Consider the following 24,163-nt stretch of genomic DNA (forward strand, 5'->3'; position numbering starts at 1 on the left):
GCGTATATAAGGGGTACGGGGCTACAGCGCGGCCCCGAGGAGCATGCCGAGCCCGTACGTGACGGCAGCGGCGGCCCCGCCGAGGACGAGCTGGCGCAGTCCGCTGAAGAGCCAGCCCCGGGCGGTCACCCGGGCCACGAGCGCGCCGCAGGCGAAGAGGCCGAGGAGCGCGAGCAGCACGGCGGGCCAGAGGGCGGTCGCCCCGAGGAGGTAGGGCAGGACGGGGAGCAGCGCGCCGAGCGCGAAGGAGCCGAAGGACGAGACCGCGGCGACCGCCGGCGACGGCAGGTCGTCCGGGTCGATGCCGAGTTCCTCGCGCGCGTGGATCTCCAGGGCCTGCTCGGGGTCCTTCGACAGCTGCATCGCGACCTCGCGGGCGAGCGCGGGCTCGACGCCACGGGAGACGTAGAGCGCGGCCAGCTCCTCCATCTCGTCGATCGGGTGCTTGCGCAACTGGCGGCGTTCGACGTCCAGTTCCGCCTGGACGAGTTCGCGCTGCGAGGCGACGGAGGTGTATTCGCCGGCGGCCATCGAGAAGGCACCGGCCGCGAGTCCGGCGAGGCCGGTGATGACGACGGTCTGCGAGGAGACCGCGCCGCCGGCGACACCGGTCATCAGGGCGAGGTTGGAGACGAGTCCGTCCATCGCGCCGAACACGGCGGGGCGCAGCCAACCGCCGTTCACGTCGCGGTGCGTGTGGTTGTCGCGGTGGGCCTCGTGCAGTGGCGCCTGAGCTTCGATGATGGACATGGCTCTCCCCTCGTTCCGGCGGGCCGGGTTGCTCCCGCCGCCCCCAACTCCTTCGAAAATACGCGCGACGTAAGGGGCGCGCCAGCAAGGCAGGCCGTACTTACTAAGGCCTGCCTTGCTGCGTGAACCGGGTTCTGGCGTGGTGTCAGGCGGGTGACAGAGACGTTTCTTCAGCGAGTTCCCGGCCCGTGGTGGCACAGATCCAGACATCGGGGCGCCATCGATGCGCCCCCACCGAGGAAGGGGCCACGGAGATGGTGACCACCACGGCATGCGACACGCGTGAACGGGCGAGAGGGGCGCTGCTCGGCCTCGCCGTCGGCGACGCGCTCGGCGCGCCCGCCGAGAACATGCGGCCCTCCGAGATCCGCCGCCGCTGGGGCCGGATCGAAGGCTTCGTGACGGACAGCCCGGCCGGCACCGACGACACCGAGTACGCCATCTTCTCGGCGCTGCTCCTCGCCCGGCACGGCTCCGCCCTCACCGTCCAGCACGTCGAACGGGCCTGGCACCACTGGATCGCCGACCTCGACGAGGGCCCGTTCCGCGGTGCGGGGTTCTCGGAGCGCGGCACCCTGGAGAACCTCCGGCGGGGCCTCGCCGCCCCCATCTCCGCCCAGCACCGGCACGCCTGGAGCGACGGTCTCGCCATGCGCGCGGCGCCCTTCGGGGTGTTCGCGGCCGGACGACCGGCGGAGGCGGCCCGCCTCGTCGCGATCGACGGCAGCGTCAGCCACGACGGCGAGGGCATCTACGGCGGGCAGGCGGTCGCGGCGGGCGTCGCGGCGGCGATGACGGGCGCGAGCGTGACCTCGGTGATCGCGGCGGCGCTCTCGGTCGTCCCGATGGACTCGTGGACGGCCCGCTCGCTGCGCCGCGCGGTGGTGGCCGCCCAGCGCGTCCAGCCGGACCCGCTCACCCGTGAACGCCAGGTCCGCTCGGCGGTCGTCATCGGCGGCTACCCGTGGACGGACCTGGCCCCGGAGGCGGTGGGTCTGGCGTTCGGGGCGTTCGCCGCGGCCCGCGGCGACTTCCGTACGGCGGTCCTGACGGCCGTCAACATGGGCCGCGACGCCGACACCACGGCGGCGGTAGCGGGCGCGCTGGCCGGCGCGGCGGGCGGCCTGCGCGCGATCCCCGAGCCCTGGGCCACGGCCATCACCCCGGTGACGGGCAGCTGCCTCCCGTCGATGCGCGGCTACCACGTCCTGGACGTGGCGGACCTCCTGACCCCGGAGGGGGATTCCGAATGAGCGCAGACCAGGCGACAACCGCTGCCCCCGCGACCGGTGGGGCCCACGCTGGCCCCGCCGCCCTCGCGGCCCCCGCCGGCGCCGCCGTGGGCGGACGCCCCACCCCTGTGGGCAATCGTTCCGCAGGGCGGGACGGGTGGGCACAGGGCCCGTTGCCGGATGCCGGCCCCCTGCTCGGCGCCCACCAGGACCTGACGGCGCCGCCGGTGCTGGGCGCGGGCCCACTGGACCCCACCCCGGCGCCGGGCGCACACCCCGAGGCCCCCCCGGCAACCGCGAGCCGCGACGCAGTCGAAGGCCTCCTCCTCGGCCTAGCCGCAGGCGACGCCGCCGGATGGCCCGCCGCCCGCCACCGCGCCGCCCGCATGCCCGAGTGGACCCGCCGCCTCACCCGCGAGCTCGACACCTTCGCGGAGCAGAACGCCACCACCACCCTCCCCGTCCCCATCGCCCTCAACCAACCCCCCGAGCCCCTCCGCCTCGGCCCCTCCGACGACGCCGAGTGGGCGGTCTTCACGGCCGAGGCGGTCCTCTCCGCCTCGGGCCCGCTCTTCGCCGGCCTCCCCCCGGAGCGCCGCCTCCGCGCCGCCGTCGACCTCGCCTGGAACGCCCTCGCCGACCAGGTCGCCGCCGCCGCGGACCGCGCCCCCGAGGTCGAGTCGGCCGTCCTCCCGCTCCGCGCCCGGATCTCGGTCCGCGCGGGTCTCGGCAACCTCGCCACCGGCCTCCGTCCCCCCGCCACCGGTCACGACAACCCGCACTTCTTCGACGACGCCGCCTGTGTACGGGCCGTGGTCCTCGCCCTGGTCCACCCCGGCGACCCGCGCGCCGCCGCCGAACTCGCGGAGTTCGACGCCCGGTACACCCAGGACGGCGACGGCGTCCACGGCGCCCGCGCGATGGCGGCGGCCGTCGCCGCGGCCTTCGGCGGGGCGACGGTCGACGAATGCGTCGAGGCGGCCCTCGACGAACTCCCACCCGTCACGGAGGTCGGCCGTAACGCCCGGTACGCGGTGAAACTGGCCCAGACCGCCGGTTCCGCCTTCGAACTCGTCCCGCTCCTGGAGCACCAGATCGTGGACCACGTCTACAGCTACGGCATCGCCGCCGCCGAGACCGTCCCGGTGGCGCTCGCGCTCGCCACCGCCGCGCGCGGCGAGATGACGGCCGCCGTACCGGCCGCCGTCTGCCTCTCACGGGTCGCCGACTCCGCCCCCGCCCTCGCGGGCGCCCTCACCGGCGCGCTGGGCGGCGGCCGTTCGGTGCCGCCGACCTGGCGCGAGGCGTGCCGGACCCTCGCGGGCTGCGCGCTGCCCCGGCTCGCGGGGACGGACCTGGTCGAACTCGCCGGGCTCCTCGCAGCCACGGAACCGACCGCCCCGGGTGGACAATTCCGACATGACACCCACACTGGATGACCGGATCACCGGCAGTCTCCTCGGAGCCGCCGTCGGCGACGCGCTCGGCGGCCCCGTCGAGGGCTACACCCCCGAGCAGATCCTGGAACGCCACGGCGGCCGCGTCACCGGGATCGTCGGCCCCTGGAACGGCGGCGAGTGGCGCACCGCCCGCCCCATCGCCCCGTACCACAAGGGCGACGGGCACGTCACCGACGACACCTTGATGACCCACGCCCTGATCCGCGTGTACGAGAAGGTCCGCGGCCACCTGGACGCGTACGCGGTCGCGGACCACCTCGTCCCCGAACTCATGGGCTCCCCCGTCTGGATCCCCGAGTTGGAGGCGGAGGCGCTGCCGCTCCAGCGGATCTTCCTGGCCGAGAAGTGGATCGTGACCCGGCTCCACTACGGCCATGTGGACCCGCGCGAGGCCGGCAGCGGCAACATCGTCAACTGCGGCGCCGCGATGTACATGGCGCCGGTCGGGCTCGTCAACGCCGCCCACCCGGAGGCCGCGTACGCCGAGGCCCTCGACGTCGCGGGCGCGCACCAGTCCTCGTACGGCCGAGAGGCGGCCGGCGTGTTCGCGGCGGCGGTGGCGGCGGCGTGCGCGCCGGGCGCCACGGCGTCCTCGGTGGTCGAGGCGGCCCTGGCCCTGGCGAAGGACGGCACGCGGTCGGCGATCGAGGCGGTCGCCGAAGTGGCTACCCGGCACACGGACTTCGAGTCGGCCCTGACCCCGCTCCGCAAGGCGGTGGCCCCCTTCGACTCGGTCGGCCCCGACTACCGATCCCCCTCCCTCGGCGCCCGCCGCCCCTCCCGCCTGCACTCGATCGAGGAACTCCCGATCGCCCTCGGCATGCTCCTCGTCGGCGAGGGCGACTACCGCCGTACGGTCCTCGGCGCGGTCAACTACGGCCGTGACTGCGACTCGATCGCCACGATGGCGGGGGCGGTCGTGGGCGCGCTGCACGGCGAGTCCGCGGTGCCCGCCGACTGGGCGAAGCGGGTGGCGGAGGCGAGCCGCCTCGACCTGCACGCCCCGGCGAGGGCACTGACCGAGGTGACCCGCGAGGTGTTCGCGCGGGACGCGGAACGCCGCCGGGCCCACGAGTCGGCGTTCACGGCCCTGACGAGCGGCGCCCGGTGAACGTCCGCCTGACGTGGGTCCAGCCGGAGGACCTGGTGGGCCACGAACTCCGCCAGGCGGCGGAGGACGGCCGCGACGCGCGGGCGATCGCGGCCCGCTGGCACAAGGCGGGCGGCCCCCCGGCCCCCCCGACAGCAGGCGCCTCCGACCGGCCCCGCCCGGACCTCCGCCCCCTGGCAGAAGAACTCCTGACCACCCTGGCGACCCTCCCGACCCCCCAGTCGCTCCACGAACCCACCCCGCTCCCGGCGATCCACGCCTTGACGACCCCCCGCACCGCCTCTCCCCCAGACTCTGACGAGACCGGGGACTCCGCAGCCGCACCCCTGCTCCCACCCGCGGGGGCTGTCGCCCCGCGAGGGCACGGGAGCCCTCCCGGACGGAGTCCACGGGAGGGTGAGCACACGGGACGGCGCCCCGGGCCGGGCCAGGGCCCCGGTGCCGCCCGGCACGGCACCGCGACCGGCACGTCTCCGCAGGGCACCCCGGGGCCGTGCGGTTTCGGGGGCGACGCCCCCGGTCCCGTCGGCGTTTCGGTAAGGCCCGGGTCGCGGGAAGACCCCGCACTCCGCGACCGCCTGCACGCCGCCTGGCTCGGTCGTGCCGTCGGCTGTCTGCTCGGCAAGCCCGTCGAGAAGCTCCCCCTCCCCGCCATCCGCGCCCTCGCCCGCGCCGCGGGCAACTGGCCCCTCTCCACCTGGTTCACCGCCCGCGGCGTACCCGACGACCTGCTCGCCGCCCACCCCTGGAACCGCCGGTCCGCCACCACCTCCCTCGCCGAGAACATCGACGGCATGCCCGAGGACGACGACCTCAACTACCCCCTGCTCAATCTGCTGCTCCTCCAGCGGCACGGCCGCGACTTCACCACCGCCGACGTCGCCCGCCTCTGGCTCGACGAGCTTCCCGCCGGCCGCACCTTCACGGCCGAGCGCGTCGCCTACCGCAACCTCCTCGACGGCGTGGAACCCCCGCTGACCGCCGTCCACCGCAACCCGTTCCGCGAGTGGATCGGCGCCCAGATCCGGGCCGACGTCCACGGCTGGACCCGTCCGGGCGACCCGGTCGCCGCCGCCGCGCAGGCCCATCGGGACGCGGTGCTCACCCACACCGCGAACGGCGTCTACGGCGCCATGTTCGTCGCCGCCACCCTCGCCACCGCGGCGACCGGCACCGCCGACGTCCACCAGTCGCTCGCCGCAGGCCTCGGCGTGATCCCGCCGCGCTCCCGCCTCGCCGGGGCCGTCCGTCTCGGCATCGCGTCCGCCCGCGCCACGCCCGACTTCGACGCCGTCGTCGACCGGCTGCACGCCGAACTCGGCGGGTACCACTGGGTGCATGCCGTCCCCAACGCCGCCCTGCTCGCCGCCGCCCTCACCCACGCCGACGGCGACTTCTCCCGCTCGGTCTGCGCGGCCGTCTCCGGCGGCTGGGACACCGATTCCAACGGCGCCACCGCCGGTTCCGTCGCCGGGCTGCTCACCGGTCACCCCGACCGGCTGCCCGAGCGCTGGACCTCCCCTCTCAAGAACCGACTCTCGACCTCGGTCCCGTCCTTCGACGGCATCGGCTTCGACACCCTGGCCGAACTGACCCACCTGGAGGCAGTACGCCCATGACCAGCATCGTCGTACTCGGCAGCACGAACATGGACCTCGTCGCCTACGTGCCGAAGGCCCCGGCCCTCGGCGAGACCGTCACCGGCCGGTCCTTCCGTACGATCCCCGGCGGCAAGGGCGCCAACCAGGCCGTCGCCGCCGCCCGCGCGGGCGGCGAGGTGGCGATGATCGGCGCGGTCGGCGCGGACGACTTCGGGGTACGGCTCCGCGCCACCCTGGAGCACTGCGCCGTCGACACCGATCTGCTGCGCACCGCCCAGGGCTCCTCCGGCACCGCGCACATCGTCGTCGACGACGAGGGCGGCAACGCGATCGTCGTCGTCCCCGGCGCCAACGGCGCCGTCACCTCCCTGACCCACGGCGACGAGGCGCTCATCGGCACCGCCGACACCCTGCTCCTCCAGCTCGAACTCCCCCTCTCCGTCGTCGTGGAGGGCGCCGCGACCGCCCGCCGGCTCGGCGTCCGCACCATCCTCACCCCCGCCCCCGCCCAGCCCTTGCCGCCCGAACTCCTCGCCTCCGTCGACCTGTTGGTGCCCAACGAGCACGAGGCCGCCGCGCTCACCGGTCTGACCGACCCCCGCGAGGCCGCCCAGGCCCTGCTCCGGGACGTCCCCGAGGTGGTCGTCACCCTGGGGGCGGCCGGCAGCCTGTACGCGGCTCGGGGCGCCGATCCGGTCGAGGTGCCCGCCCCCCGCGTCCGGGCCGTGGACACCACCGGGGCCGGCGACACCTTCGTCGGCGCGCTCGCGGTGGCCCTCGGTGAGGGCCGCCCCGCCCCGGAGGCCCTGGCCTGGGCGCAGGCCGCCGCCGCGCTCTCCGTGCGGCGCGAGGGCGCGTCGACCTCGATGCCGTACCGCGTCGAGATCGAGGCGGCCTTCCTCTCCCCCGACACGTTGGAGGCCGACCCCGTATGACCGCCCACGCTCCGTCCACCGCCCCGTCCACCGCACCGCCCACCGCACCGGCCGGCTCGTCACTCCCCGCGCCCGCGACCCCCCTTCCGCCCCTGCACGGGCTGCGCGTCCTGGATCTCGCGACCCTCTTCGCCGGTCCGCTCGCGGCCACGATGCTCGGCGACTTCGGTGCCGACGTCGTCAAGGTCGAGCATCCCCGCAAGCCCGATCCGTCCCGTGGCCACGGCCCCGCCAAGGACGGCGTCGGTCTCTGGTGGAAGGTCCTCGGCCGCAACAAGCGGACGATCACCCTCGACCTGTCGGCGCCGGGCGGCCGCGGCACCCTCCTGGCGCTCGCCGCCGACGCCGACGTGATCGTGGAGAACTTCCGCCCCGGCACCCTGGAACGCTGGGGTCTGGGCTGGGAGGAGCTCTCCACCGTCAACCCGCGGCTCGTCCTCGCCCGCGTCACCGGCTTCGGCCAGTTCGGCCCGTACGCCCACCGCCCCGGCTTCGGCACCCTCGCCGAGGCGATGAGCGGGTTCGCCGCCATCACCGGCGAACCCGAGGGCCCGCCCACCCTGCCCCCCTTCGGCCTGGCCGACTCGATCGCCGCCCTGGCCACGGCGTACGCGGTGATGACCGCGCTCACCGCGAGGACGACGACCGGCCGCGGCCAGGTCGTCGACATGGCGATCATCGAACCGATGCTCTCGGTCATCGGACCCCACCCCCTCTGGTACGACCAACTCGGTTACGTCCAGCCCCGCACCGGCAACCGCTCCCGCAACAACGCCCCGCGCAACACCTACCGGACCGCCGACGGCTCCTGGGTCGCCGTCTCCACCTCCGCCCAGTCGATCGCCGAGCGGGTGCTGCGGCTCGTCGGCCGCCCGGAGCTGATCGACGAGCCGTGGTTCGCCGACGGCACCGGCCGGGCCGCGCACGCGGACGTCCTGGACGAGGCGGTCGGCACCTGGATCGCCCGTCACACCCGGGACGAGGCGATGGCGGCCTTCGAGAAGGCGGAGGCGGCGATCGCCCCCGTCTACGACATCCGGGACGTCGTCGACGACCCCCAGTACCAGGCGCTCGGCACCGTCACCGAGGTCCAGGACCCCGAACTCGGCCCGATCAAGATGCAGAACGTCCTCTTCCGCCTCTCCGAGACGCCCGGAGGCATCCGCTGGCCCGGCCGCCCCCACGGCGCCGACACCACCGCCGTCCTCACCGAACTCGGCCTCACCCCCGCCGAGATCGGCGCCCTCCGCGACCAGGGGGCGGTATGAGCGCCGGCGGTACGAGCGCCGTGACGGACGGCGTCGACGGTCTCAACCGGGTCCGCACCCCCCTCACCTGGCTGTACGCACCGGGCGACCGCCCCGAGATCGTCCGCAAGGCGCTGGCCGCCGGCGCCGACGTCGTGATCGTCGACCTGGAGGACGCGGTCGCCCCGCACCGCAAGGCGTACGCCCTCGACGCCACGGCCGATCTACTCGCGGACCCCCACCCCGTCCCGGTCCACGTCCGCGTCCACTCCCCGCACGACATCCCCACCCTGGCCCCCCTCCCCGGCCTCTGCGGTCTCCGTGTACCCAAGGTGACACACGCCACTGACATCCACCGGATCGCCGCCCTCGCCCCGGGCCTCCCCCTCTACCCGCTCCTGGAGAACGCCCTCGCCGTGGAGCACGCGTACGCCATCGCCACCGCCCACCCCGCCGTGCGCGGCATCGCGCTCGGCGAGGCCGACCTCCGCGCCGACCTGGGGGTACGGGAGGACGGCGCCCTCGACTGGCCGCGCGGCCGGGTGGTGGTCGCGGCCCGCGCGGCCGGCCTCCCGCCGCCGGCCCAGTCGGTGCACCCCGACATCGGCGACCTGGACGCGCTGGCCGCCGGCTGCGCCCGCGGCCGGGCCATGGGCTTCCTCGGCCGGGCGGCCATCCACCCGCGCCAGCTCCCGGTCATCGAGCGCGCCTACCTCCCCACCCCGGAGGAGGTCGACGCGGCACGGGAGATCGTCGCGGCGGCCGGTACCGAGCGGGGCGCGCTTGCCCTCCCGGACGGCCGCTTCGTCGACGCGGCGGTGGTGGAGGGCGCCCACCGCGTCCTCGCCCTCGCGGCCCGGACGGCCTGACACCCGTACCCCGGCAGACGAAGAAAGGGCCGCCGGGACCTCTCGGTCCCGACGGCCCTCTCGGCCCGCTACGAAGTACTGCCGCGCAGCACGCGGGCGGACGGATCAGCTCTTGGCGGCGGACCCGGCGCCGTTGTCGGCCCCGTGCTCGTGCTCCGCGTCCTCGTCGGAGTCCGCCCCCGCCGCGGAGCCCTCCGGAGCCGCGGTGTCCTCCGGCTCGGCGTCCGTATCGTCCGCCTTCTCGGTCGTGGCCGCCTTGTCGCTCGGGGCTGCCTTCTCGGTCGCGGCGGTCTTGTCGGCCTTCGGCTCCACGATCTCCTCGCGGCCGGGACTGACCCGGGCCGAGATCACGATGTAGACCACCGCGAGCACGAAGACGACGATCGCCGTCCAGACGTTCAGCCGCAGGCCGAGCACGTGGTGCGCCTCGTCGACGCGCATGTACTCGATCCAGGCCCGGCCGGCGCAGTACGCGGCGACGTACAGCGCGAAGGCGCGCCCGTGGCCGAGCTTGAAGCGGCGGTCGGCCCAGACGACCAGGAGGGCGACGCCGATGCACCAGAGCGACTCGTACAGGAAGGTCGGGTGGTAGGTCCCGGCCTCGCGGTTCGTGCCCTCGGAGATCTCCAGGGCCCAGGGCAGGTTGGTCGGCTTGCCGTACAGCTCCTGGTTGAACCAGTTGCCCCAGCGGCCGATGGCCTGGGCGAGGGCGATGCCGGGCGCGATGGCGTCGGCGTACGCCGGGAGGGGGATGCCCCGGCGGCGGCAGGCGATCCAGGCACCCACCGCGCCGAGCGCGATGGCGCCCCAGATACCGAGGCCGCCCTCCCAGATCTTGAAGGCGTCGACCCAGTTCTCACCCTCGCTGAAGTACAGCTGGTAGTCGGTGATCACGTGGTAGAGGCGTCCGCCGACGAGGCCGAAGGGCACCGCCCAGACGGCGATGTCGGCCACGGTGCCGGCGGTGCCGCCCCGGGCGATCCACCGCTTGTTGCCGTACCAGACGGCGACGAAGACACCGATGATGATGCAGAAGGCATAGCCGCGCAGCGGGATCGGTCCGAGATTGATCACGCCGGTCGACGGGCTGGGAATATAGGCAAGGTCCATGGCAGGTCCGACGCTACCCTGCCGGGCGGGCGGGGCGGCAGCCCACCCGGCAACGTCTGGGTAACTAACCCGCCGAAGGGGAGGCCGTGCCGGGCTTCTTGCCCTTGTTGGCCTCGGCGACCCACTTCTTCAGGTTCTCCGGGGAGATCTGCTCGTTCCCCTTCGTCGGGAAGATCGATTCTCCGTTGAGGAGGACGGACGGCGTGCCGCGGAAGCCGCCGTTCTGGAAGGCCTCGTTCGACTTGACCACCCAGCTGTCGTGCGTCCCCTCGTTCACACAGCTGCGGAAGGCCGGCGTCTCGAGCCCCGGCACCTTCCCCGCCAGCTCGATCAGCTTCTCGTTCTTGCCGAAGGCGTCGTCCGGCTCCGGCGGCTGGTTGATGTACAGCGTGTCGTGGTACGCGGTGAACTTCCCCGCGTCCTGCGCGCACGCGGCCGCGTTCGCCGCGCGCAGCGAGCCGCTGCCGCCCATGTTCCCGTCGATGAGGGTGGCGAGGTGGTACTCGGTCTTGAGGGCGCCGGACGCCTCCAGCTCGTGGATCGCGTCCCGCATGACGTTCTCGAACTGGGCGCACGCGGGGCAGCGGAAGTCCTCCCAGATCGCGAGCGTCGACGGCGCGTCCGCCTTGCCCGTGACGATGGCGGGCTTGTCGTCCTCGTTGATCGCACCGGTCGGCGCGACGACCGGGCCCGCCTTGTCCGACCCGCCGTCCTTGCCGCCGCCCGCGGCGATCACGCCGACGACCGCGGCCAGGCCGAGGACTCCGACCACCGCCGCCGACACGATCAGGACGCGCCGCTGCTTCTCGCGGCTCTTCTCTCGCTCACGCTGCTGCTTGAGGCGCTCCCGCGCGCTCCCTGTACCGTCACCACGGTTCGTCTCGCTCACGCCTCAGGAACGAACCGGGGAGGCACGTGCGTGCCTCCCCGGTCGCAGATCCACCCATACGGGTTACGAAACGCGGCGGACACCCTCGGCGAGTTCGGCCGCCAGTTCCCTTACGGCGGCGAGTCCCGCGGCCTCGTCGCCGTCGGCGTCGAGGATCCGCTTCACGAACGCGGAGCCGACGATCACGCCGTCGGCGAAGGCGGCGACCTCCTTGGCCTGGGCGGCGTCGGAGACACCGAGCCCGACGCAGACGGGAAGGTCCGCGGTGGCGCGGGTGCGGCGGACGAGGTCGGCGGCCTGCGCGCCGACCGACGCGCGGGTGCCGGTGACGCCCATCAGGGAGGCGGCGTAGACGAAGCCGGAACCGGCCGCCGTGATGGTGGCGAGGCGCTCGTCCTTGCTGCTGGGCGCGACGACGAAGACGGTGGCGAGACCGTGCTTGTCGGCGTGCTCGCGCCAGAGGGCGGACTCCTGGACCGGCAGGTCGGGGAGGATGCAGCCGGCGCCGCCCGCTGCGGCGAGCTCCTCGGTGAAGCGCTCGACGCCGTACCGGTCGATCGGGTTCCAGTACGTCATGACGAGGACCGGCTTGCCGGTGGCCTCGTGGGCCTCGCGGACCGTGCGCATGACGTCGGCGATCTTGACGCCGCCGCGCAGGGCGATGTCGTCGGCGGTCTGGATGACCGGCCCGTCGAGGACCGGGTCACTGTGCGGGAGTCCGACCTCGACCACGTCCGCGCCGCCGGCGAAGACGGCCTTGATGGCGGCGATGCCGCCGTCGACGGTCGGAAAGCCGGCCGGGAGGTACGCGATGAGCGCGGCCCGGTCCTCCGACTTCGCCTTGGCGAGGGTGTCGCTGAGCAGCTGGATGTTGCCGGTCACTTGGAGTCCCCCTCGATCTCGGCGGTGCCGGTGCCGGCGTCCGCGGCGACCTCTGCGTCGGTGTCGTAGAGCCCGAAGTAGCGGGCGGCCGTGTCCATGTCCTTGTCGCCGCGCCCGGAGAGGTTGACGAGGAGCAGGGCGTCCTTGCCTAGCTCCTTGCCGACCTCCAGGGCCCCGGCGAGGGCGTGCGCCGACTCGATGGCCGGGATGATGCCCTCGGTACGGGAGAGCAGCCGCAGCGCCTGCATGGCGGCGTCGTCGGTGACCGCGCGGTACTCGCCGCGCCCGCTGTCCTTGAGGTAGGCGTGCTCCGGGCCGATGCCGGGGTAGTCGAGGCCGGCCGAGATCGAGTACGGCTCGGTGATCTGGCCCTCCTCGTCCTGGAGGACGTAACTCCGCGAACCGTGCAGGATGCCGGGCTCGCCGGCGGTGAGGGTGGCCGCGTGCTCGCCGGTCTCGACGCCGTGGCCGGCCGGCTCGCAGCCGATCAGGCGCACGCCGGCGTCCGGGATGAAGGCGTGGAAGAGGCCGATGGCGTTGGAGCCGCCGCCGACACAGGCGAGGGCCGCGTCGGGGAGGCGTCCGGCGCGCTCCAGGATCTGGCGGCGGGCCTCGACGCCGATGACCCGGTGGAAGTCGCGGACCATGGCGGGGAAGGGGTGCGGGCCGGCCACGGTGCCGAACAGGTAGTGGGTGCGGTCCACGTTGGCGACCCAGTCGCGGAACGCCTCGTTGATGGCGTCCTTGAGGGTGCGGCTGCCGGACTTCACGGCGACGACCTCGGCGCCGAGCATCCGCATCCGGGCCACGTTGAGGGCCTGGCGCTGGGTGTCGATCTCGCCCATGTAGATGGTGCAGTCGAGGCCGAAGAGGGCGCAGGCGGTGGCGGTGGCCACGCCGTGCTGGCCGGCGCCGGTCTCGGCGATGACCCGGGTCTTGCCCATGCGCCTGGTCAGCAGGGCCTGGCCGAGCACGTTGTTGATCTTGTGCGAGCCGGTGTGGTTGAGGTCCTCGCGCTTGAGGAAGATCCGGGCGCCGCCGGCGTGCTCGGCGAACCTGGGGACCTCGGTGAGGGCGCTCGGGCGGCCGGTGTAGTCGACCATCAGCTCGTTGAGCTCGCGGGCGAACTCGGGGTCGGTCTTCGCCTTGTCGTACTCGACGGCGACCTCGTCGACGGCGGCGACGAGGGCCTCCGGGATGAACTTGCCGCCGTAGGCGCCGAAGTAGCCCTCGGGGCTGGGGACCTGACCCTCCGGGTCGGGAAGGAAGAACTCGCTGGACATGCGGCTGCTCCTCGCGGGGCGGGTGCCCCGGGTAACGTGCGGTCGGTGGTCACGTTATGCGCGCGGACCGTCCACACACCACAGCGCCGTCGCCGGGCCGCGCCCGCCGCCCCCTCGTCGTGGGCATTCGTTCCGCTGGGGCGGAACGAATGGGCATAACGGGAACGGCGCCCCTTGCCGGGCCTGGGCTTCCGCGCCTGAACCCGCACCGGGTGTGGCGCCGCACAGGTGGTGCGGCACAGGCACAAGGGGCGGAGGCACCCGCCAAGGGCGCCGTCCCGTGTGCCCACCCGTCCCGCCCTGCGGGACGATTGCCCACACGGCGCTGCGGCTCGGTCCGGGCGGTTGCCCGCGCCTGCGGGGCGGTCGTCCGCATCGGGCGGCGGCCCCGAAGAGGGGGTCAGGCGTTGTGGTCGTGTGTGAGAAGGCGCGCGAGGCGCCGGCGCCATCGCATGCCGTTGACCTGGCCCGGCTCCGAGCCGATGACGTACCGGACCCGGCGGCCGTGGACACGGCGGGCGGGCGCGCGGCAGCCGCGCGGCCGGCAGCCCCGGGCCAGCGGGGCGTGGGCAGGAGCGGCGGCGGTACGCAGCCGGGTGCGCATGGCGCGGCTCGAGGCGCCGGTCACGGCCGGTGTGACGTGCCCCCGGGGCACGCCGACGGTCCCCGGGGCGGTGCCCGGGGCGGTCGGCGTGGCGCGGCGGCGGGTCATGGTGCGGTCAGCTCCGGCCGTGCCGCAGCGCCGGGTGGGCACCGGCGGCGACGAGGTCGGCGACGGCGCCCTTCGGGTCGCGGCCGGTGACGAGGGACTCGCCGACCAGGACCGCGTCGGCGCCCGCGTTGGCGTAGGCGATGAGGTCGTGCGGGCCGCGGACGCCGGACTCGGCGATCTTGACGATGCCCTTGGGGATCTCGGGGGCGACGCGCTCGAAGGTGGTGCGGTCGACCTTGAGGGTCTTGAGGTTGCGGGCGTTGACACCGATGATCCGGGCGCCCGCGTCGACGGCGCGCTCGACCTCCTCCTCGTCGTGCACCTCGACGAGCGGGGTGAGCCCGATGGACTCGGCGCGCTCGATGAGGGAGACCAGGGCCTCCTGCTCCAGGGCGGCGACGATGAGGAGCGCGAGATCCGCTCCGTACGCGCGTGCTTCCCAGAGCTGGTACGCGGTGACGATGAAGTCCTTGCGCAGGACCGGGATGTCGACCCGGGCCCTGACGGCCTCCAGGTCCTCGAGGGAGCCGCCGAAGCGGCGCTGCTCGGTGAGGACGGAGATGACGGCGGCGCCGCCCGCCTCGTAGTCCGCGGCGAGTCCGGCCGGGTCGGCGATCGCGGCGAGCGCGCCCTTGGACGGGCTGGAGCGCTTGACCTCGCAGATCACCGTGACGCCGTCCCCGCGCAGCGCGGCGACGCCGTCCTTGGCCTGCGGCGCCTTGGCGGCGCGCTCCTTGAGCTCGTCGAGGGTGACCCGCGCCTGCCGCTCTGCGAGGTCGGCGCGTACGCCTTCGATGATCTCGTCGAGCACACTCACGCGAGGGGCCCCCTTCCGGGACGGTGATGGTGATGATGAACCAGGTTCAGCCACTTCGATCCTATCCGCTGGACGGCTCCGTACCCGCATCGGCCGGAGTGGCGTCCCATCTGCTGGGACTCTCGTCGGGGTCCCCGTGGGGCCGCGCGGGGCCCTCAGGGGGCGAGCGCGGAGCCGAAGGGAAGGTTCCGGACCAGGGTGAAGAGGGCGAGGACGGCTCCGATCCCCCACGCCGAGGCCGGGGGGATCGCGAGGCGCATGGGCACTCCGCGGACGGCTCGAATCAGCCAGAGGGCCATGAGGGCGCCGAAGAGTCCGTAGCCGACGACGGCGAGGGCGTTGGCGCTGAGGGCGGCCGGGAGGTCGCCGTGAACGAAGGCATGGGCGCTGCGGAGCCCGCCGCAGCCGGGGCAGTAGACGCCGGTGAAGCGGAGCAGCGGGCAGACGGGGTAGTGCCCGGGTTCGTTGGGGTCGACGGTCCCGACGTACGCGAAGGCGGCGGCGACCCCGGTGAGGGCGGCGAGGGGCGCGAACAGCCGCCGCGCGAGCGGTCGCGGACGCGGCGGGGGCACGGGAGCGCCGGCGGGCCCGATCCACGCGTGCGCGTGCGGCGGCGGTACGGGGCTCCCGTCGCCCGCCGGGTCGGCCTCCCCGGCCGGGCTCCCCGGCTGTACGGGGCTCCCGTCCCCCGCAGGACCACTCGCCGGCGGCCGCCCCGGCGGCCCCGGCCGCGCGGGAGCGTCCCTCGCCCCGTCCGGTCGGGTGGATTCACCCGGTCGGGTGGGGGAAGTGTCGGTCACGGCTCCGGCCGTCGGCTGCGGGTCCACCCGGTGATTCTCGCCCCGGACGCGCGAGAGCGCAGCCCGGCACGGCCGGACTGCGCTCTCGGGTGCGTCGTGGCGCGTCAGGAACGGGCCTGCAGGGTCGCGGCCTCGCGGGCCGCGGTGACGGCCTCCGACTCCTTCGGCATGCCGAGGCCCGCCGCCTTCATCGCGCCGCCGACGATGCCGCCGAGCACGATGACACCCATGCCGACCCAGAAACCGGGCAGGTTGACGGCCACCATGCAGACTCCGGCGATGCAGAAGCCGATGAAGGAGATGATGACACCGGTCCAGGCGGCCGGGGTGTGTCCGTGGGCGCTGCCCGCCATGAGTTGCTCCTCGTTGCAGTTGCTCGATGGTGAGGTCTCGCGTGCGCGGACACTCGGAGCTCATTGTCCCGCACGCGGGCGCGCGAGGATGAATCGGGGGTACCGGGACGATCACGCGTCGCGGCCGGTGCTCCCGTCACGCTTCGCGGGTGGGGTCCTCGCCGCGGTCCAGGGCCTTCCACAGGTCCTCCGGCCGGTCCGGGTCGGTCGTGGGGGCCTTGCGCCCGGCGCGGGGGGCTCCGGAGCGCTCGTAGCGGCCGCCCATCGCGGGCCAGCTCTTGCCGAAGCGCAGCGCGAAGAGACCGGCGAGCAGGATGAGGACGGCGCCCGCGGCGGTCACGTACGGCCAGACGGTGTGGGTGAGGCCGGCCACGGCGGCGGCGGTGTCGCCGCTTATCCGGGCGGCCTCGGCGTTCAGCGCGGCGCTGTCGGACGCACCGAGGACGGCGGCGAGCGCGGCGCCCGCGCCGCTGAGCGCGAGGAGCGCGGCGACGAGGGTGCGGCCGGTGCGGCGGACGGCGAAGACGGCGAAGAGCGCGGCGAGGCCGACGATCGCGAGGGCGGTCGGCACGCCGGTCACGCTGCCGCCGTCGGCCTCGACGGGGACGGTGCCGCCGCCGACGGACGCGGTGCCCTCCGCCCAGATCTGGCCGGCGGAGAGCAGGACGACGGTGGCGCCGAGGGCGCCGAGGAGGAGGGCCGCGGCCAGGCTGCGGCGGCCGCCGGTGGGGACGGCCGCGCGGGCGGCCCGGGGCTGGGGTACGGGTACGGCACTCACGTACCCCACTATCCCCTACGTGCTCAGTTGCCGTTCATCCGGTTGGCGGTGTGGACGGCGCGGAGGACGGCGGCGGCCTTGTTGCGGCACTCGTTGTCCTCGGCGACGGGGTCGGAGTCGGCGACGACACCCGCTCCGGCCTGCACGTACGCGGTTCCGTCGCGGAGCAGGGCGGTGCGGATGGCGATGGCGGTGTCCGCGTCGCCGGCGAAATCGAGATAACCGACACATCCGCCGTAGAGGCCGCGCCGGGAGGGTTCGAGCTCCTCGATGATCTGCATGGCGCGGGGCTTGGGCGCGCCGGAGAGCGTGCCGGCCGGGAAGCAGGCGGTGAGGACGTCGAAGGCGGTCCTGCCCTCGGCGACCTCGCCGGTCACGGTGGAGACGATGTGCATGACGTGCGAGTAGCGCTCGACGGACATGAAGTCGACGACCTCGACGGAGCCGGGGGCGCAGACCCGGCCGAGGTCGTTGCGGCCGAGGTCGACGAGCATGAGGTGCTCGGCGCGTTCCTTGGGGTCGGCGAGGAGTTCCTCGGCGAGGTCGTGGTCCTCCTGCGGGGTGGCACCGCGGTGCCGGGTGCCGGCGATGGGGTGGAGCATCGCGTGCCCGTCCTCGACCTTGACGAGGGCCTCGGGGCTGGATCCGACGACGTCGAAGCCGTTCTCGAAGCGGAACAGGTACATGTACGGGGAGGGGTTGGTGGCCCGCAGGACCCGGTACACGTCGAGCGCGGAGGCGGTGCAGGGGGTCTCGAACCGCTGCGAGGGCACGACCTGGAAGGCCTCGCCGGCCCGGATGCGCTCCTTGATGTCCTCGACGGCGTCCTGGTAGGCCGGGCCGCCCCAGAGCGCCGAGAACTCGGGGAGCGCCGAGTCGGGCAGGGCGGTGGGGGCGCCGGCGACGGGACGGGCCAGGTCGGCCTCCATCGCGTCGAGGCGGGCGACGGCGTGCGCGTACGCCTCCTCGATGCCGGTGTCCAGGTCGTTGTGGTTGATCGCGTTGGCGATCAGCAGGACCGAGCCGTCCCAGTGGTCGAGGACCGCGAGGTCGCTGGTGAGGAGCATGGTCAGCTCGGGGAGCCGCAGGTCGTCGCGGGTGGAGTCCCCGATCTTCTCCAGGCGGCGGACGATGTCGTAGCCGAGGTAGCCGACCATGCCGCCGGTGAACGGGGGCATGCCGGAGGCCAGGTCGCGCGGGGTGTGGAGGGTCTCGACGGTGGCGCGCAGGGCCTGGAGCGGGTCGCCGTCCGTGGGGACGCCGACGGGCGGGGTGCCCAGCCAGCGGGCCTCGCCGTCCTTCACGGTCAGGGTGGCGTCGCTGCGGACGCCGATGAAGGAGTAGCGGGACCAGCTGCGGCCGTTCTCCGCGGATTCGAGGAGGAAGGTGCCGGGCCGTTCGGCGGCGAGCTTGCGGTAGAGCCCGACCGGGGTGTCGCCGTCCGCGAGCAGCCGGCGGCTGACGGGGATGACGCGGCGGTCGGCCGCCAGCTTGCGGAAGGTGTCGAGATCCATGGCGCCAGACCCTACTCGGATACGGGGTCCGCGTCGGACGCGGATACGGGGAGCACATCGGCGTCGAAGCAGGTCCGGGTGCCGGTGTGGCAGGCGGCTCCGACCTGGTCGACCTTGACGAGGACGGTGTCGGCGTCGCAGTCGAGGGCGACGGACTTGACGTGCTGGAAGTGGCCCGAGGTGTCACCCTTGACCCAGTACTCCTGGCGGCTGCGGGACCAGTAGGTGCAGCGGCCGGTGGTGAGGGTGCGGTGCAGGGCCTCGTCGTCCATCCAGCCGAGCATCAGCACCTCGCCGGTGTCGTACTGCTGGGCGATGGCGGGGACGAGCCCGTCGGGGCTGCGCTTGAGCCGGGCGGAGAGGGCCGGGTCGAGATTGCTGCTCATGGCGCCATTGTGCCGCGACCCGGGGTGGGGTCCGGCGGAGCGTCCACTGGGCGGACCGGCGGCGGCCGCCGTACGCTGGCGGTCATGTCGACCCATGCCAAACGTGAACGGCTTCTGCTCGCCGACCTGTTGGAAGCGGCCGGTCCTGACGCCCCGACGCTCTGCGAGGGCTGGCGGACGCGGGACCTCGCGGCCCATGTGGTGGTGCGGGAGCGGCGCCCGGACGCGGCGGCCGGCTCCCTCGTACCGGCGCTGAAGGAGCGGCAGGACAGGGTGCAGGCGGAGTTCGCCGACAAGCCGTACGAGGAGCTGATCCAGCTCATCCGTACGGGCCCCCGCGGTTCTCCCCGTTCACCATCAAGCAGGTGGACGAGGGGGCGAACGTCGTCGAGTTCTACGTCCACGCCGAGGACGTGCGCCGGGCCCAGCCCGAGTGGTCGTCGCGCGAGCTCGACCCGGTCTTCGCGGACGCCCTCTGGTCCCGTCTTGAGCGCACCGCCCGCCTCCTGGGCCGCAAGGTCCCGGTGGGCCTGGTGCTGCGCCGTCCGAACGGCCAGACGGTGGTGGCCCACCGGGGCACCCCGGTGGTGACGGCCTCCGGGGAGCCGGGCGAGCTGACGATGTACCTGTACGGGCGCCAGGCCTCGGCCAAGGTGGAGCTCGACGGGGAGCCGGAGGCGATCGAGCGGCTGAGCGAGACGAAGCAGCTGGGGCTCTGACGGTTGGGGGGAACGCTCCCTAGCGGGGCAGTTCGGCCTGCCGGAGGGCCGGGACCGCGAGGGCGTACACGCCGGACAGGGCGCAGACCGCGGCGCTGACGACGAAGACCGGTCCCGCACCCCACAGGCCGATCGCCGCGCCGGTGAGCGGGAAGCTCAGCGGGGCGATGCCGAGGCTGCCGAGGCCCGACACGGCGCTGACCCGGCCCAGGTACGCGGGGTCGCACGCGGTCTGGATGACGGCGCCGCACAGGACGCCTGAGAGTCCGGCGAGCAGGCCGACGGAGAGGGCGAGGGCCACCGCGACCGGCAGCAGCGGGGTGTGGGCGAGTGCGCCGATCGATACGGCTCCGAGGACGATGGTCCAGCCGAGGACGGTGCCGGCCCGGGGTATCCGGCCCTTGACGGTCAGCAGCAGGGAGGCGGCGCCGGCGCCCGTACCGAATCCGGCGAGGATCCAGCCGATGCCGGCGGCGCCCCAGCCTCGCTGGTCGGCGAGGATCGTGAGGCCGACGTTGAGGGGGCCGGCGAAGCCGAGGTCCCCGAGGAGCACGACGATCATCATCGGGCCGAGGACGCGGTGGCGGCGGAGGTAGCGCAGACCGTCGGCAAGGTCCCGCAGGGCCGTGCGGTCGCCGGTCGTCCCGTCCGTGCCCGGCAGGGGGCGGAGCTTGAGCGCGTAGAGCAGGGGCAGGGAGAGGGCGAAGAGCACCCCGGCGATGCCGAAGGCGGTGGCGGAGCCGCCGGCGGCGACGGCGAGGCCGCCCAGTGGGGCGCCGAGGACGGGCCCGAGGCGTTGGGCGATGCCGCGCATGCCCTGGACGCGGGCGAGCTGGTCGTGCGCCGTGATCCGGGGCGGCAGCGCGCCGACGGCCGGCATGAAGAGGGCGTCGACGACGCCGAACACGAGGGCGACGAGGGCGAGGGCCCACAGGCCGGGCGAGGCGAGGAGGAAGACCGCGGCGAGGCCGAGGGCGACGAGGCAGCGGACGGTGTCGGAGGCGATGACGACCCGGCGCGGGCCGAGGCGGTCGGCGATCACTCCGCCGAAGAGCATGAGCAGCACGCGGGGCACGGCGGATACGGCCATGACGAGCCCGGCCTGGGCGGGGCTGCCGCTGCTGACGGCGGCCCAGGAGAGGGCCAGGTAGTAGACGCTGTCGCCGACGGTGGAGGCGGTGTAGGCACCGAGCCAGCGCAGGACCTGGGGGTCACGGTGGGCGGGACGCCCGGCAGCGGGGGCCTCGACGGCCGGGGCCTGCGCGGCGCGGCCCGCCACGGTCGCGGCCTCTGCGGCGGGGCCCTCCGCGGTGCCCGTCATGAGCGGTACGGGAACGCGTTGAGGTGGATGGCGGTGTTCTCGCGGCCCTCGGTGTCGCCGGCCGCTTCGGCGGCGCGGGCCCTCCGGTCGTACTTCTCGAAGACGGCTTCCAGCTCCTCGCCGAGGGCGGTGAGCTCGGCGGCGGTGAGGCGGGGCAGCCACTCCGAGCTGACGGAGGCGGAGCGCCAGGCGTCGGACCAGGTCAGCCGCTCGTCGAGGAAGCGCCGGTGGAGCTCGACCCGCTGTTCGCTGATGGTGCGGCCGAGTGCGTCGCTCGCGGCGGCCAGCTCCGGAGTGCCCCTGACGTCCTCGTCGCGGATGCTGACGCCGTACGAGCTGGGCTGCCACCAGCGCTCGCGGCCGTCCGTCGACTGGGCCTCGGCCTCCTCGACGAGGCCGTGCTCGGCGAGTTTGCGCAGGTGGTAGCTGACGAGCGAGACGGCTTCGTCGACCTGCTCGGCCAGCTGGGAGGCGGTGGCGGTGCGGGCCACGAAGAGGGCGCGGTAGAGGCGCATCCGCAGCGGGTGCGAGATGGCTTTGAGGGTGCCGAGATCGGTGATCCGGCGGGTCTCCGGCGAGGTCATGACAGCGACCCTAGATACGAAGGAAAACTTGCGCAATGGAAATTGCACAAATAATCCTGCATATCTGAGGAAAGAGAGAGGGCCCCCTGAGGGGCCCTCTCCAGCTGCGCTCAGCGGACCGGGTGGCCCGCCTCCCGCAGCGCGTCCTTGACCTGCGGGATCCGCAGATCGCCGAAGTGGAAGACAGAGGCCGCGAGCACGGCGTCCGCGCCCGCCGCCACGGCCGGCGCGAAGTCGGAGAGCTTCCCCGCACCGCCGGAGGCGATCACCGGCACCGTGACGTGCTTGCGCACGGCCGCGATCATCTCGGTGTCGTAGCCGTCCTTCGTCCCGTCCGCGTCCATCGAGTTGAGCAGGATCTCCCCCGCGCCCAGCTCCGCGGCCCGGTGCGCCCACTCGACGGCGTCGATGCCGGTGCCCTTGCGGCCGCCGTGCGTCGTCACCTCGAAGGAGCCCGATGCGGTACGCCGGGCGTCGACCGACAGGACGAGCACCTGGCGGCCGAAGCGCTCCGCGATCTCCTGGATCAGTTCGGGGCGCGCGATGGCGGCGGTGTTGACCCCCACCTTGTCGGCCCCGGCCCGCAGCAGCTTGTCGACGTCCTCGGCCGCGCGGACCCCACCGCCGACCGTGAGCGGGATGAAGACCTGCTCGGCGGTGCGGCGCACCACGTCGTAGGTGGTCTCCCGGTTGCCGGAGGACGCGGTGATGTCGAGGAAGGTCAGCTCGTCGGCGCCCTCGGCGTCGTACAGCTTGGCCATCTCGACGGGGTCGCCCGCGTCCCGCAGGTTCTGGAAGTTGACGCCCTTGACGACCCGGCCGTTGTCGACGTCCAGGCAGGGGATCACCCGTACGGCGAGACTCATTCCGCGCTGCCCCTCTCTCCCTCTGGGCGGTACGCCTCGACCTCGACCTCGACGACCAGGCTCGGGTCGACGAAGCCGGAGACGATGATCATGGAGGCGGCGGGGCGGACGGCGTCGAACAGCTCCTTGTGCGCGCGGCCGACCTCGTCGACGTCCCGGGCGTGCGTGAGGTACATCCGGGTCCGTACGACGTGCTCCGGGCCGAGGCCCAGCTGCTTCAGCGCCGCGAAGGCCACGTTGAAGGAGTTGATCGCCTGCTCGTGGGGGCCTCCGCCGGCGATCTGGCCGCCGACCACCGACGTACAGCCGGAGACCAGGACCAGGCCGTTGGGCAGCTCCACCGCGCGGGAGTAGCCGAACTGGTCCTCCCAGGGCGCGCCGGTCACCACCTTGCGGACCTCGGAGGTCACGACTTCACCGCCGCGAGCGCCTCTTCCAGGGTGAACGCCTTGGCGTAGAGCGCCTTGCCGACGATCGCGCCCTCGACGCCGATCGGGACGAGTCCGGACAGGGCCCGCAGGTCGTCCAGGGAGGAGACGCCGCCGGAGGCGACGACGGGCTTGTCGGTGGCCGCGCAGACGTTCTTCAGGAGCTCCAGGTTGGGGCCCTGGAGGGTGCCGTCCTTGGCGATGTCGGTGACGACGTACCGGGAGCAGCCCTCGGAGTCGAGGCGGGCCAGCGTCTCGTAGAGGTCGCCGCCGTCGCGGGTCCAGCCCCGGCCGCGCAGGGTCGTGCCGCGTACGTCGAGACCGACGGCGATCTTGTCGCCGTACTCGGCGATGACCTTGGCGACCCAGTCCGGGGTCTCCAGGGCGGCGGTGCCGAGGTTGACGCGGGTGCAGCCGGTGGCGAGGGCGGCGGCGAGCGAGGCGTCGTCGCGGATGCCGCCGGAGAGCTCGACCTTGATGTCCATGGCCTGGGCGACCTCGGCGATCAGCTGCCGGTTGTCACCGGTGCCGAAGGCGGCGTCCAGGTCGACCAGGTGCAGCCACTCGGCGCCGGAGTTCTGCCAGGCGAGGGCCGCCTCGAGGGGGGAGCCGTAGGAGGTCTCGGTGCCGGACTCGCCGTGCACGAGGCGGACGGCCTGGCCGTCGCGGACGTCGACGGCGGGGAGGAGTTCGAGGGTGCTCACAGGGTTCCGATCCAGTTGGTGAGGAGCTGGGCGCCGGCGTCGCCGGACTTCTCGGGGTGGAACTGGGTCGCCCACAGGGCGCCGTTCTCGACGGCCGCGACGAAGGGCTCGCCGTGGGTGGCCCAGGTGACCTTGGGGGCGCGCATGTTCTTGTTGCCGACCTCCAGGGTCCACTCGCGCACGGCGTAGGAGTGGACGAAGTAGAACCGGGCTTCGGCGTCGAGCTGGGCGAACATCTCGGTGTCCTCGGGCGCGTCGACCGTGTTCCAGCCCATGTGGGGGACGACGGGGGCGTTCAACGGCTCGACCGTACCGGGCCACTCGTCGAGGCCCTCGCTCTCCACGCCGTGCTCGATGCCCTGCGCGAAGAGGATCTGCATGCCGACGCAGATGCCCATGACCGGGCGGCCGCCGGAGAGCCTGCGGCCGACGATCCAGTCGCCGCGGGCCTCCTTGAGCCCCTGCATGCAGGCGGAGAAGGCGCCGACGCCGGGGACGAGGAGCCCGTCGGCGTTCATGGCCTTCTCGTAGTCGCGGGTGATCTCGACGTCGGCGCCGACGCGGGCGAGCGCGCGCTCGGCGGAGCGGACGTTGCCGAAGCCGTAGTCGAAGACGACGACCTTCTTGGACGTGCTCACGGTGCTCATTCCCAGATTCCCTGGATCCGCAGGACGCCGGCGACCAGGCACATCACGGAGGCGATGGCGAGGAGGGCGATCACGCCCTTGGGCAGCTGCTGCTTGGAGAAGGAGTACACACCGCCGGCGAGGAAGAGCCCGACGACGATGAGGATGGTGGAGAGGCCGGTCATG

At 73.8% G+C, this 24,163-nt stretch carries 26 protein-coding genes and 1 pseudogene; 8 read left to right on the plus strand and 19 right to left on the minus strand.

Translation table 11 applies throughout. The annotated features are described in order from the left end of the window. Positions 1-21: 21 nt before the first annotated feature. Entirely contained in the window at positions 22-750 is a 729-nt protein-coding gene (locus tag ABT034_RS09610) for a VIT1/CCC1 transporter family protein (RefSeq protein ID WP_351213088.1), read from the minus strand. A 254-nt stretch (positions 751-1,004) separates the two neighbouring features. On the opposite strand from ABT034_RS09610, the gene ABT034_RS09615 reads away from it, so the two are divergent. Genes ABT034_RS09615 through ABT034_RS09645 form a run of 7 tightly spaced genes read left to right on the plus strand, consistent with a single transcriptional unit; the run spans position 1,005 to position 9,205 of the window. Continuing rightward, positions 1,005-2,003 (plus strand): ADP-ribosylglycohydrolase family protein, encoded by a 999-nt coding sequence (locus ABT034_RS09615; RefSeq protein WP_351213090.1) that lies wholly within the window; start codon positions 1,005-1,007, stop codon positions 2,001-2,003. After that, entirely contained in the window at positions 2,000-3,421 is a 1,422-nt protein-coding gene (locus ABT034_RS09620; RefSeq protein ID WP_351213092.1) for an ADP-ribosylglycohydrolase family protein, read from the plus strand. The genes ABT034_RS09615 and ABT034_RS09620 overlap by 4 nt, the downstream gene beginning before the upstream one ends. After that, the gene (locus ABT034_RS09625; RefSeq protein WP_351213094.1) at positions 3,402-4,553 is read left to right on the plus strand and encodes an ADP-ribosylglycohydrolase family protein; all 1,152 of its coding nucleotides are present in this window, start codon (positions 3,402-3,404) and stop codon (positions 4,551-4,553) included. The genes ABT034_RS09620 and ABT034_RS09625 overlap by 20 nt, the downstream gene beginning before the upstream one ends. Then, complete coding sequence (locus tag ABT034_RS09630) at positions 4,550-6,172, plus strand: ADP-ribosylglycohydrolase family protein (protein ID WP_351213096.1); 1,623 nt, start codon at positions 4,550-4,552, stop codon at positions 6,170-6,172. Before ABT034_RS09625 ends, ABT034_RS09630 begins: the two co-directional genes overlap by 4 nt. Continuing rightward, a complete protein-coding gene (rbsK, locus tag ABT034_RS09635; protein WP_351213098.1) occupies positions 6,169-7,089 on the plus strand; it encodes a ribokinase in 921 nt (306 codons plus the stop codon). The genes ABT034_RS09630 and rbsK overlap by 4 nt, the downstream gene beginning before the upstream one ends. Beyond that, a complete protein-coding gene (locus tag ABT034_RS09640) occupies positions 7,086-8,357 on the plus strand; it encodes a CaiB/BaiF CoA transferase family protein (RefSeq protein ID WP_351213100.1) in 1,272 nt (423 codons plus the stop codon). The genes rbsK and ABT034_RS09640 overlap by 4 nt, the downstream gene beginning before the upstream one ends. Beyond that, the gene (locus ABT034_RS09645; protein ID WP_351213102.1) at positions 8,354-9,205 is read left to right on the plus strand and encodes an HpcH/HpaI aldolase/citrate lyase family protein; all 852 of its coding nucleotides are present in this window, start codon (positions 8,354-8,356) and stop codon (positions 9,203-9,205) included. The genes ABT034_RS09640 and ABT034_RS09645 overlap by 4 nt, the downstream gene beginning before the upstream one ends. A 105-nt stretch (positions 9,206-9,310) precedes the next feature. Here the strand turns inward: ABT034_RS09645 and lgt are convergent, their stop codons facing one another. The 11 genes from lgt to hisI all read right to left on the minus strand — a co-directional run bounded on the left by lgt (position 9,311) and on the right by hisI (position 18,729). Continuing rightward, positions 9,311-10,315, minus strand: coding sequence for a prolipoprotein diacylglyceryl transferase (gene lgt, locus ABT034_RS09650; protein ID WP_351213104.1), 1,005 nt, complete (start codon positions 10,313-10,315; stop codon positions 9,311-9,313). 64 nt (positions 10,316-10,379) lie between these two features. Further along, positions 10,380-11,204: a DsbA family protein gene (locus ABT034_RS09655; protein WP_351213106.1), complete on the minus strand. Its 825-nt coding sequence runs from the start codon at positions 11,202-11,204 to the stop codon at positions 10,380-10,382. Between the two features lie 63 nt (positions 11,205-11,267). Next, entirely contained in the window at positions 11,268-12,086 is an 819-nt protein-coding gene (gene trpA, locus ABT034_RS09660) for a tryptophan synthase subunit alpha (RefSeq protein ID WP_351213108.1), read from the minus strand. Further along, positions 12,083-13,369: a tryptophan synthase subunit beta gene (gene trpB / locus ABT034_RS09665; RefSeq protein ID WP_351213110.1), complete on the minus strand. Its 1,287-nt coding sequence runs from the start codon at positions 13,367-13,369 to the stop codon at positions 12,083-12,085. The genes trpA and trpB overlap by 4 nt, the downstream gene beginning before the upstream one ends. A gap of 400 nt (positions 13,370-13,769) precedes the next feature. Then, positions 13,770-13,973, minus strand: coding sequence for a tryptophan biosynthesis modulator TrpM (trpM, locus tag ABT034_RS09670; protein ID WP_351213237.1), 204 nt, complete (start codon positions 13,971-13,973; stop codon positions 13,770-13,772). Positions 13,974-14,088: 115 nt separating this feature from the next. After that, entirely contained in the window at positions 14,089-14,898 is an 810-nt protein-coding gene (trpC, locus tag ABT034_RS09675) for an indole-3-glycerol phosphate synthase TrpC (RefSeq protein ID WP_351213112.1), read from the minus strand. A 155-nt stretch (positions 14,899-15,053) separates the two neighbouring features. After that, entirely contained in the window at positions 15,054-15,491 is a 438-nt protein-coding gene (locus ABT034_RS09680) for a DUF2752 domain-containing protein (protein WP_351213238.1), read from the minus strand. 311 nt (positions 15,492-15,802) lie between these two features. Then, positions 15,803-16,051 carry an HGxxPAAW family protein gene (locus ABT034_RS09685; protein ID WP_351213114.1) on the minus strand — a complete coding sequence of 83 codons (249 nt, stop codon included), beginning with the start codon at positions 16,049-16,051 and terminating at the stop codon, positions 15,803-15,805. 136 nt (positions 16,052-16,187) lie between these two features. Then, a complete protein-coding gene (locus ABT034_RS09690) occupies positions 16,188-16,838 on the minus strand; it encodes a TIGR02234 family membrane protein (protein WP_351213116.1) in 651 nt (216 codons plus the stop codon). A gap of 14 nt (positions 16,839-16,852) precedes the next feature. After that, positions 16,853-18,343 carry an anthranilate synthase component I gene (locus ABT034_RS09695; RefSeq protein WP_351213118.1) on the minus strand — a complete coding sequence of 497 codons (1,491 nt, stop codon included), beginning with the start codon at positions 18,341-18,343 and terminating at the stop codon, positions 16,853-16,855. Between the two features lie 11 nt (positions 18,344-18,354). After that, positions 18,355-18,729 (minus strand): phosphoribosyl-AMP cyclohydrolase, encoded by a 375-nt coding sequence (hisI, locus tag ABT034_RS09700; RefSeq protein ID WP_351213120.1) that lies wholly within the window; start codon positions 18,727-18,729, stop codon positions 18,355-18,357. Positions 18,730-18,813: 84 nt separating this feature from the next. On the opposite strand from hisI, the pseudogene ABT034_RS09705 reads away from it, so the two are divergent. Next, positions 18,814-19,448 (plus strand): annotated as a pseudogene (locus tag ABT034_RS09705) (TIGR03085 family metal-binding protein). Positions 19,449-19,467: 19 nt separating this feature from the next. On the opposite strand, the gene ABT034_RS09710 reads toward ABT034_RS09705, so the two are convergent. The 7 genes from ABT034_RS09710 to ABT034_RS09740 form a co-directional block, all read right to left on the minus strand. Beyond that, on the minus strand, positions 19,468-20,769 hold the full coding sequence (locus ABT034_RS09710) for an MFS transporter (protein ID WP_351213122.1): 1,302 nt from the start codon (positions 20,767-20,769) through the stop codon (positions 19,468-19,470). Continuing rightward, positions 20,766-21,353: a helix-turn-helix domain-containing protein gene (locus tag ABT034_RS09715; RefSeq protein ID WP_351213124.1), complete on the minus strand. Its 588-nt coding sequence runs from the start codon at positions 21,351-21,353 to the stop codon at positions 20,766-20,768. The genes ABT034_RS09710 and ABT034_RS09715 overlap by 4 nt, the downstream gene beginning before the upstream one ends. 110 nt (positions 21,354-21,463) lie before the next feature. After that, a complete protein-coding gene (gene hisF / locus ABT034_RS09720; RefSeq protein WP_351213126.1) occupies positions 21,464-22,219 on the minus strand; it encodes an imidazole glycerol phosphate synthase subunit HisF in 756 nt (251 codons plus the stop codon). Beyond that, the gene (locus ABT034_RS09725; protein WP_351213128.1) at positions 22,216-22,629 is read right to left on the minus strand and encodes a RidA family protein; all 414 of its coding nucleotides are present in this window, start codon (positions 22,627-22,629) and stop codon (positions 22,216-22,218) included. Before ABT034_RS09725 ends, hisF begins: the two co-directional genes overlap by 4 nt. Then, on the minus strand, positions 22,626-23,351 hold the full coding sequence (gene priA / locus ABT034_RS09730) for a bifunctional 1-(5-phosphoribosyl)-5-((5-phosphoribosylamino)methylideneamino)imidazole-4-carboxamide isomerase/phosphoribosylanthranilate isomerase PriA (protein WP_351213130.1): 726 nt from the start codon (positions 23,349-23,351) through the stop codon (positions 22,626-22,628). The genes ABT034_RS09725 and priA overlap by 4 nt, the downstream gene beginning before the upstream one ends. Beyond that, on the minus strand, positions 23,348-23,998 hold the full coding sequence (gene hisH, locus ABT034_RS09735) for an imidazole glycerol phosphate synthase subunit HisH (protein ID WP_351213132.1): 651 nt from the start codon (positions 23,996-23,998) through the stop codon (positions 23,348-23,350). The genes priA and hisH overlap by 4 nt, the downstream gene beginning before the upstream one ends. Then, complete coding sequence (locus ABT034_RS09740) at positions 23,995-24,162, minus strand: CG2302 family histidine operon protein (RefSeq protein ID WP_351213134.1); 168 nt, start codon at positions 24,160-24,162, stop codon at positions 23,995-23,997. Before ABT034_RS09740 ends, hisH begins: the two co-directional genes overlap by 4 nt. Position 24,163: the final 1 nt, after the last annotated feature.

Origin of the sequence: Streptomyces sp. NPDC002773, from assembly GCF_040295605.1 — a bacterium.
Classification (GTDB): Bacteria; Actinomycetota; Actinomycetes; order Streptomycetales; family Streptomycetaceae; genus Streptomyces.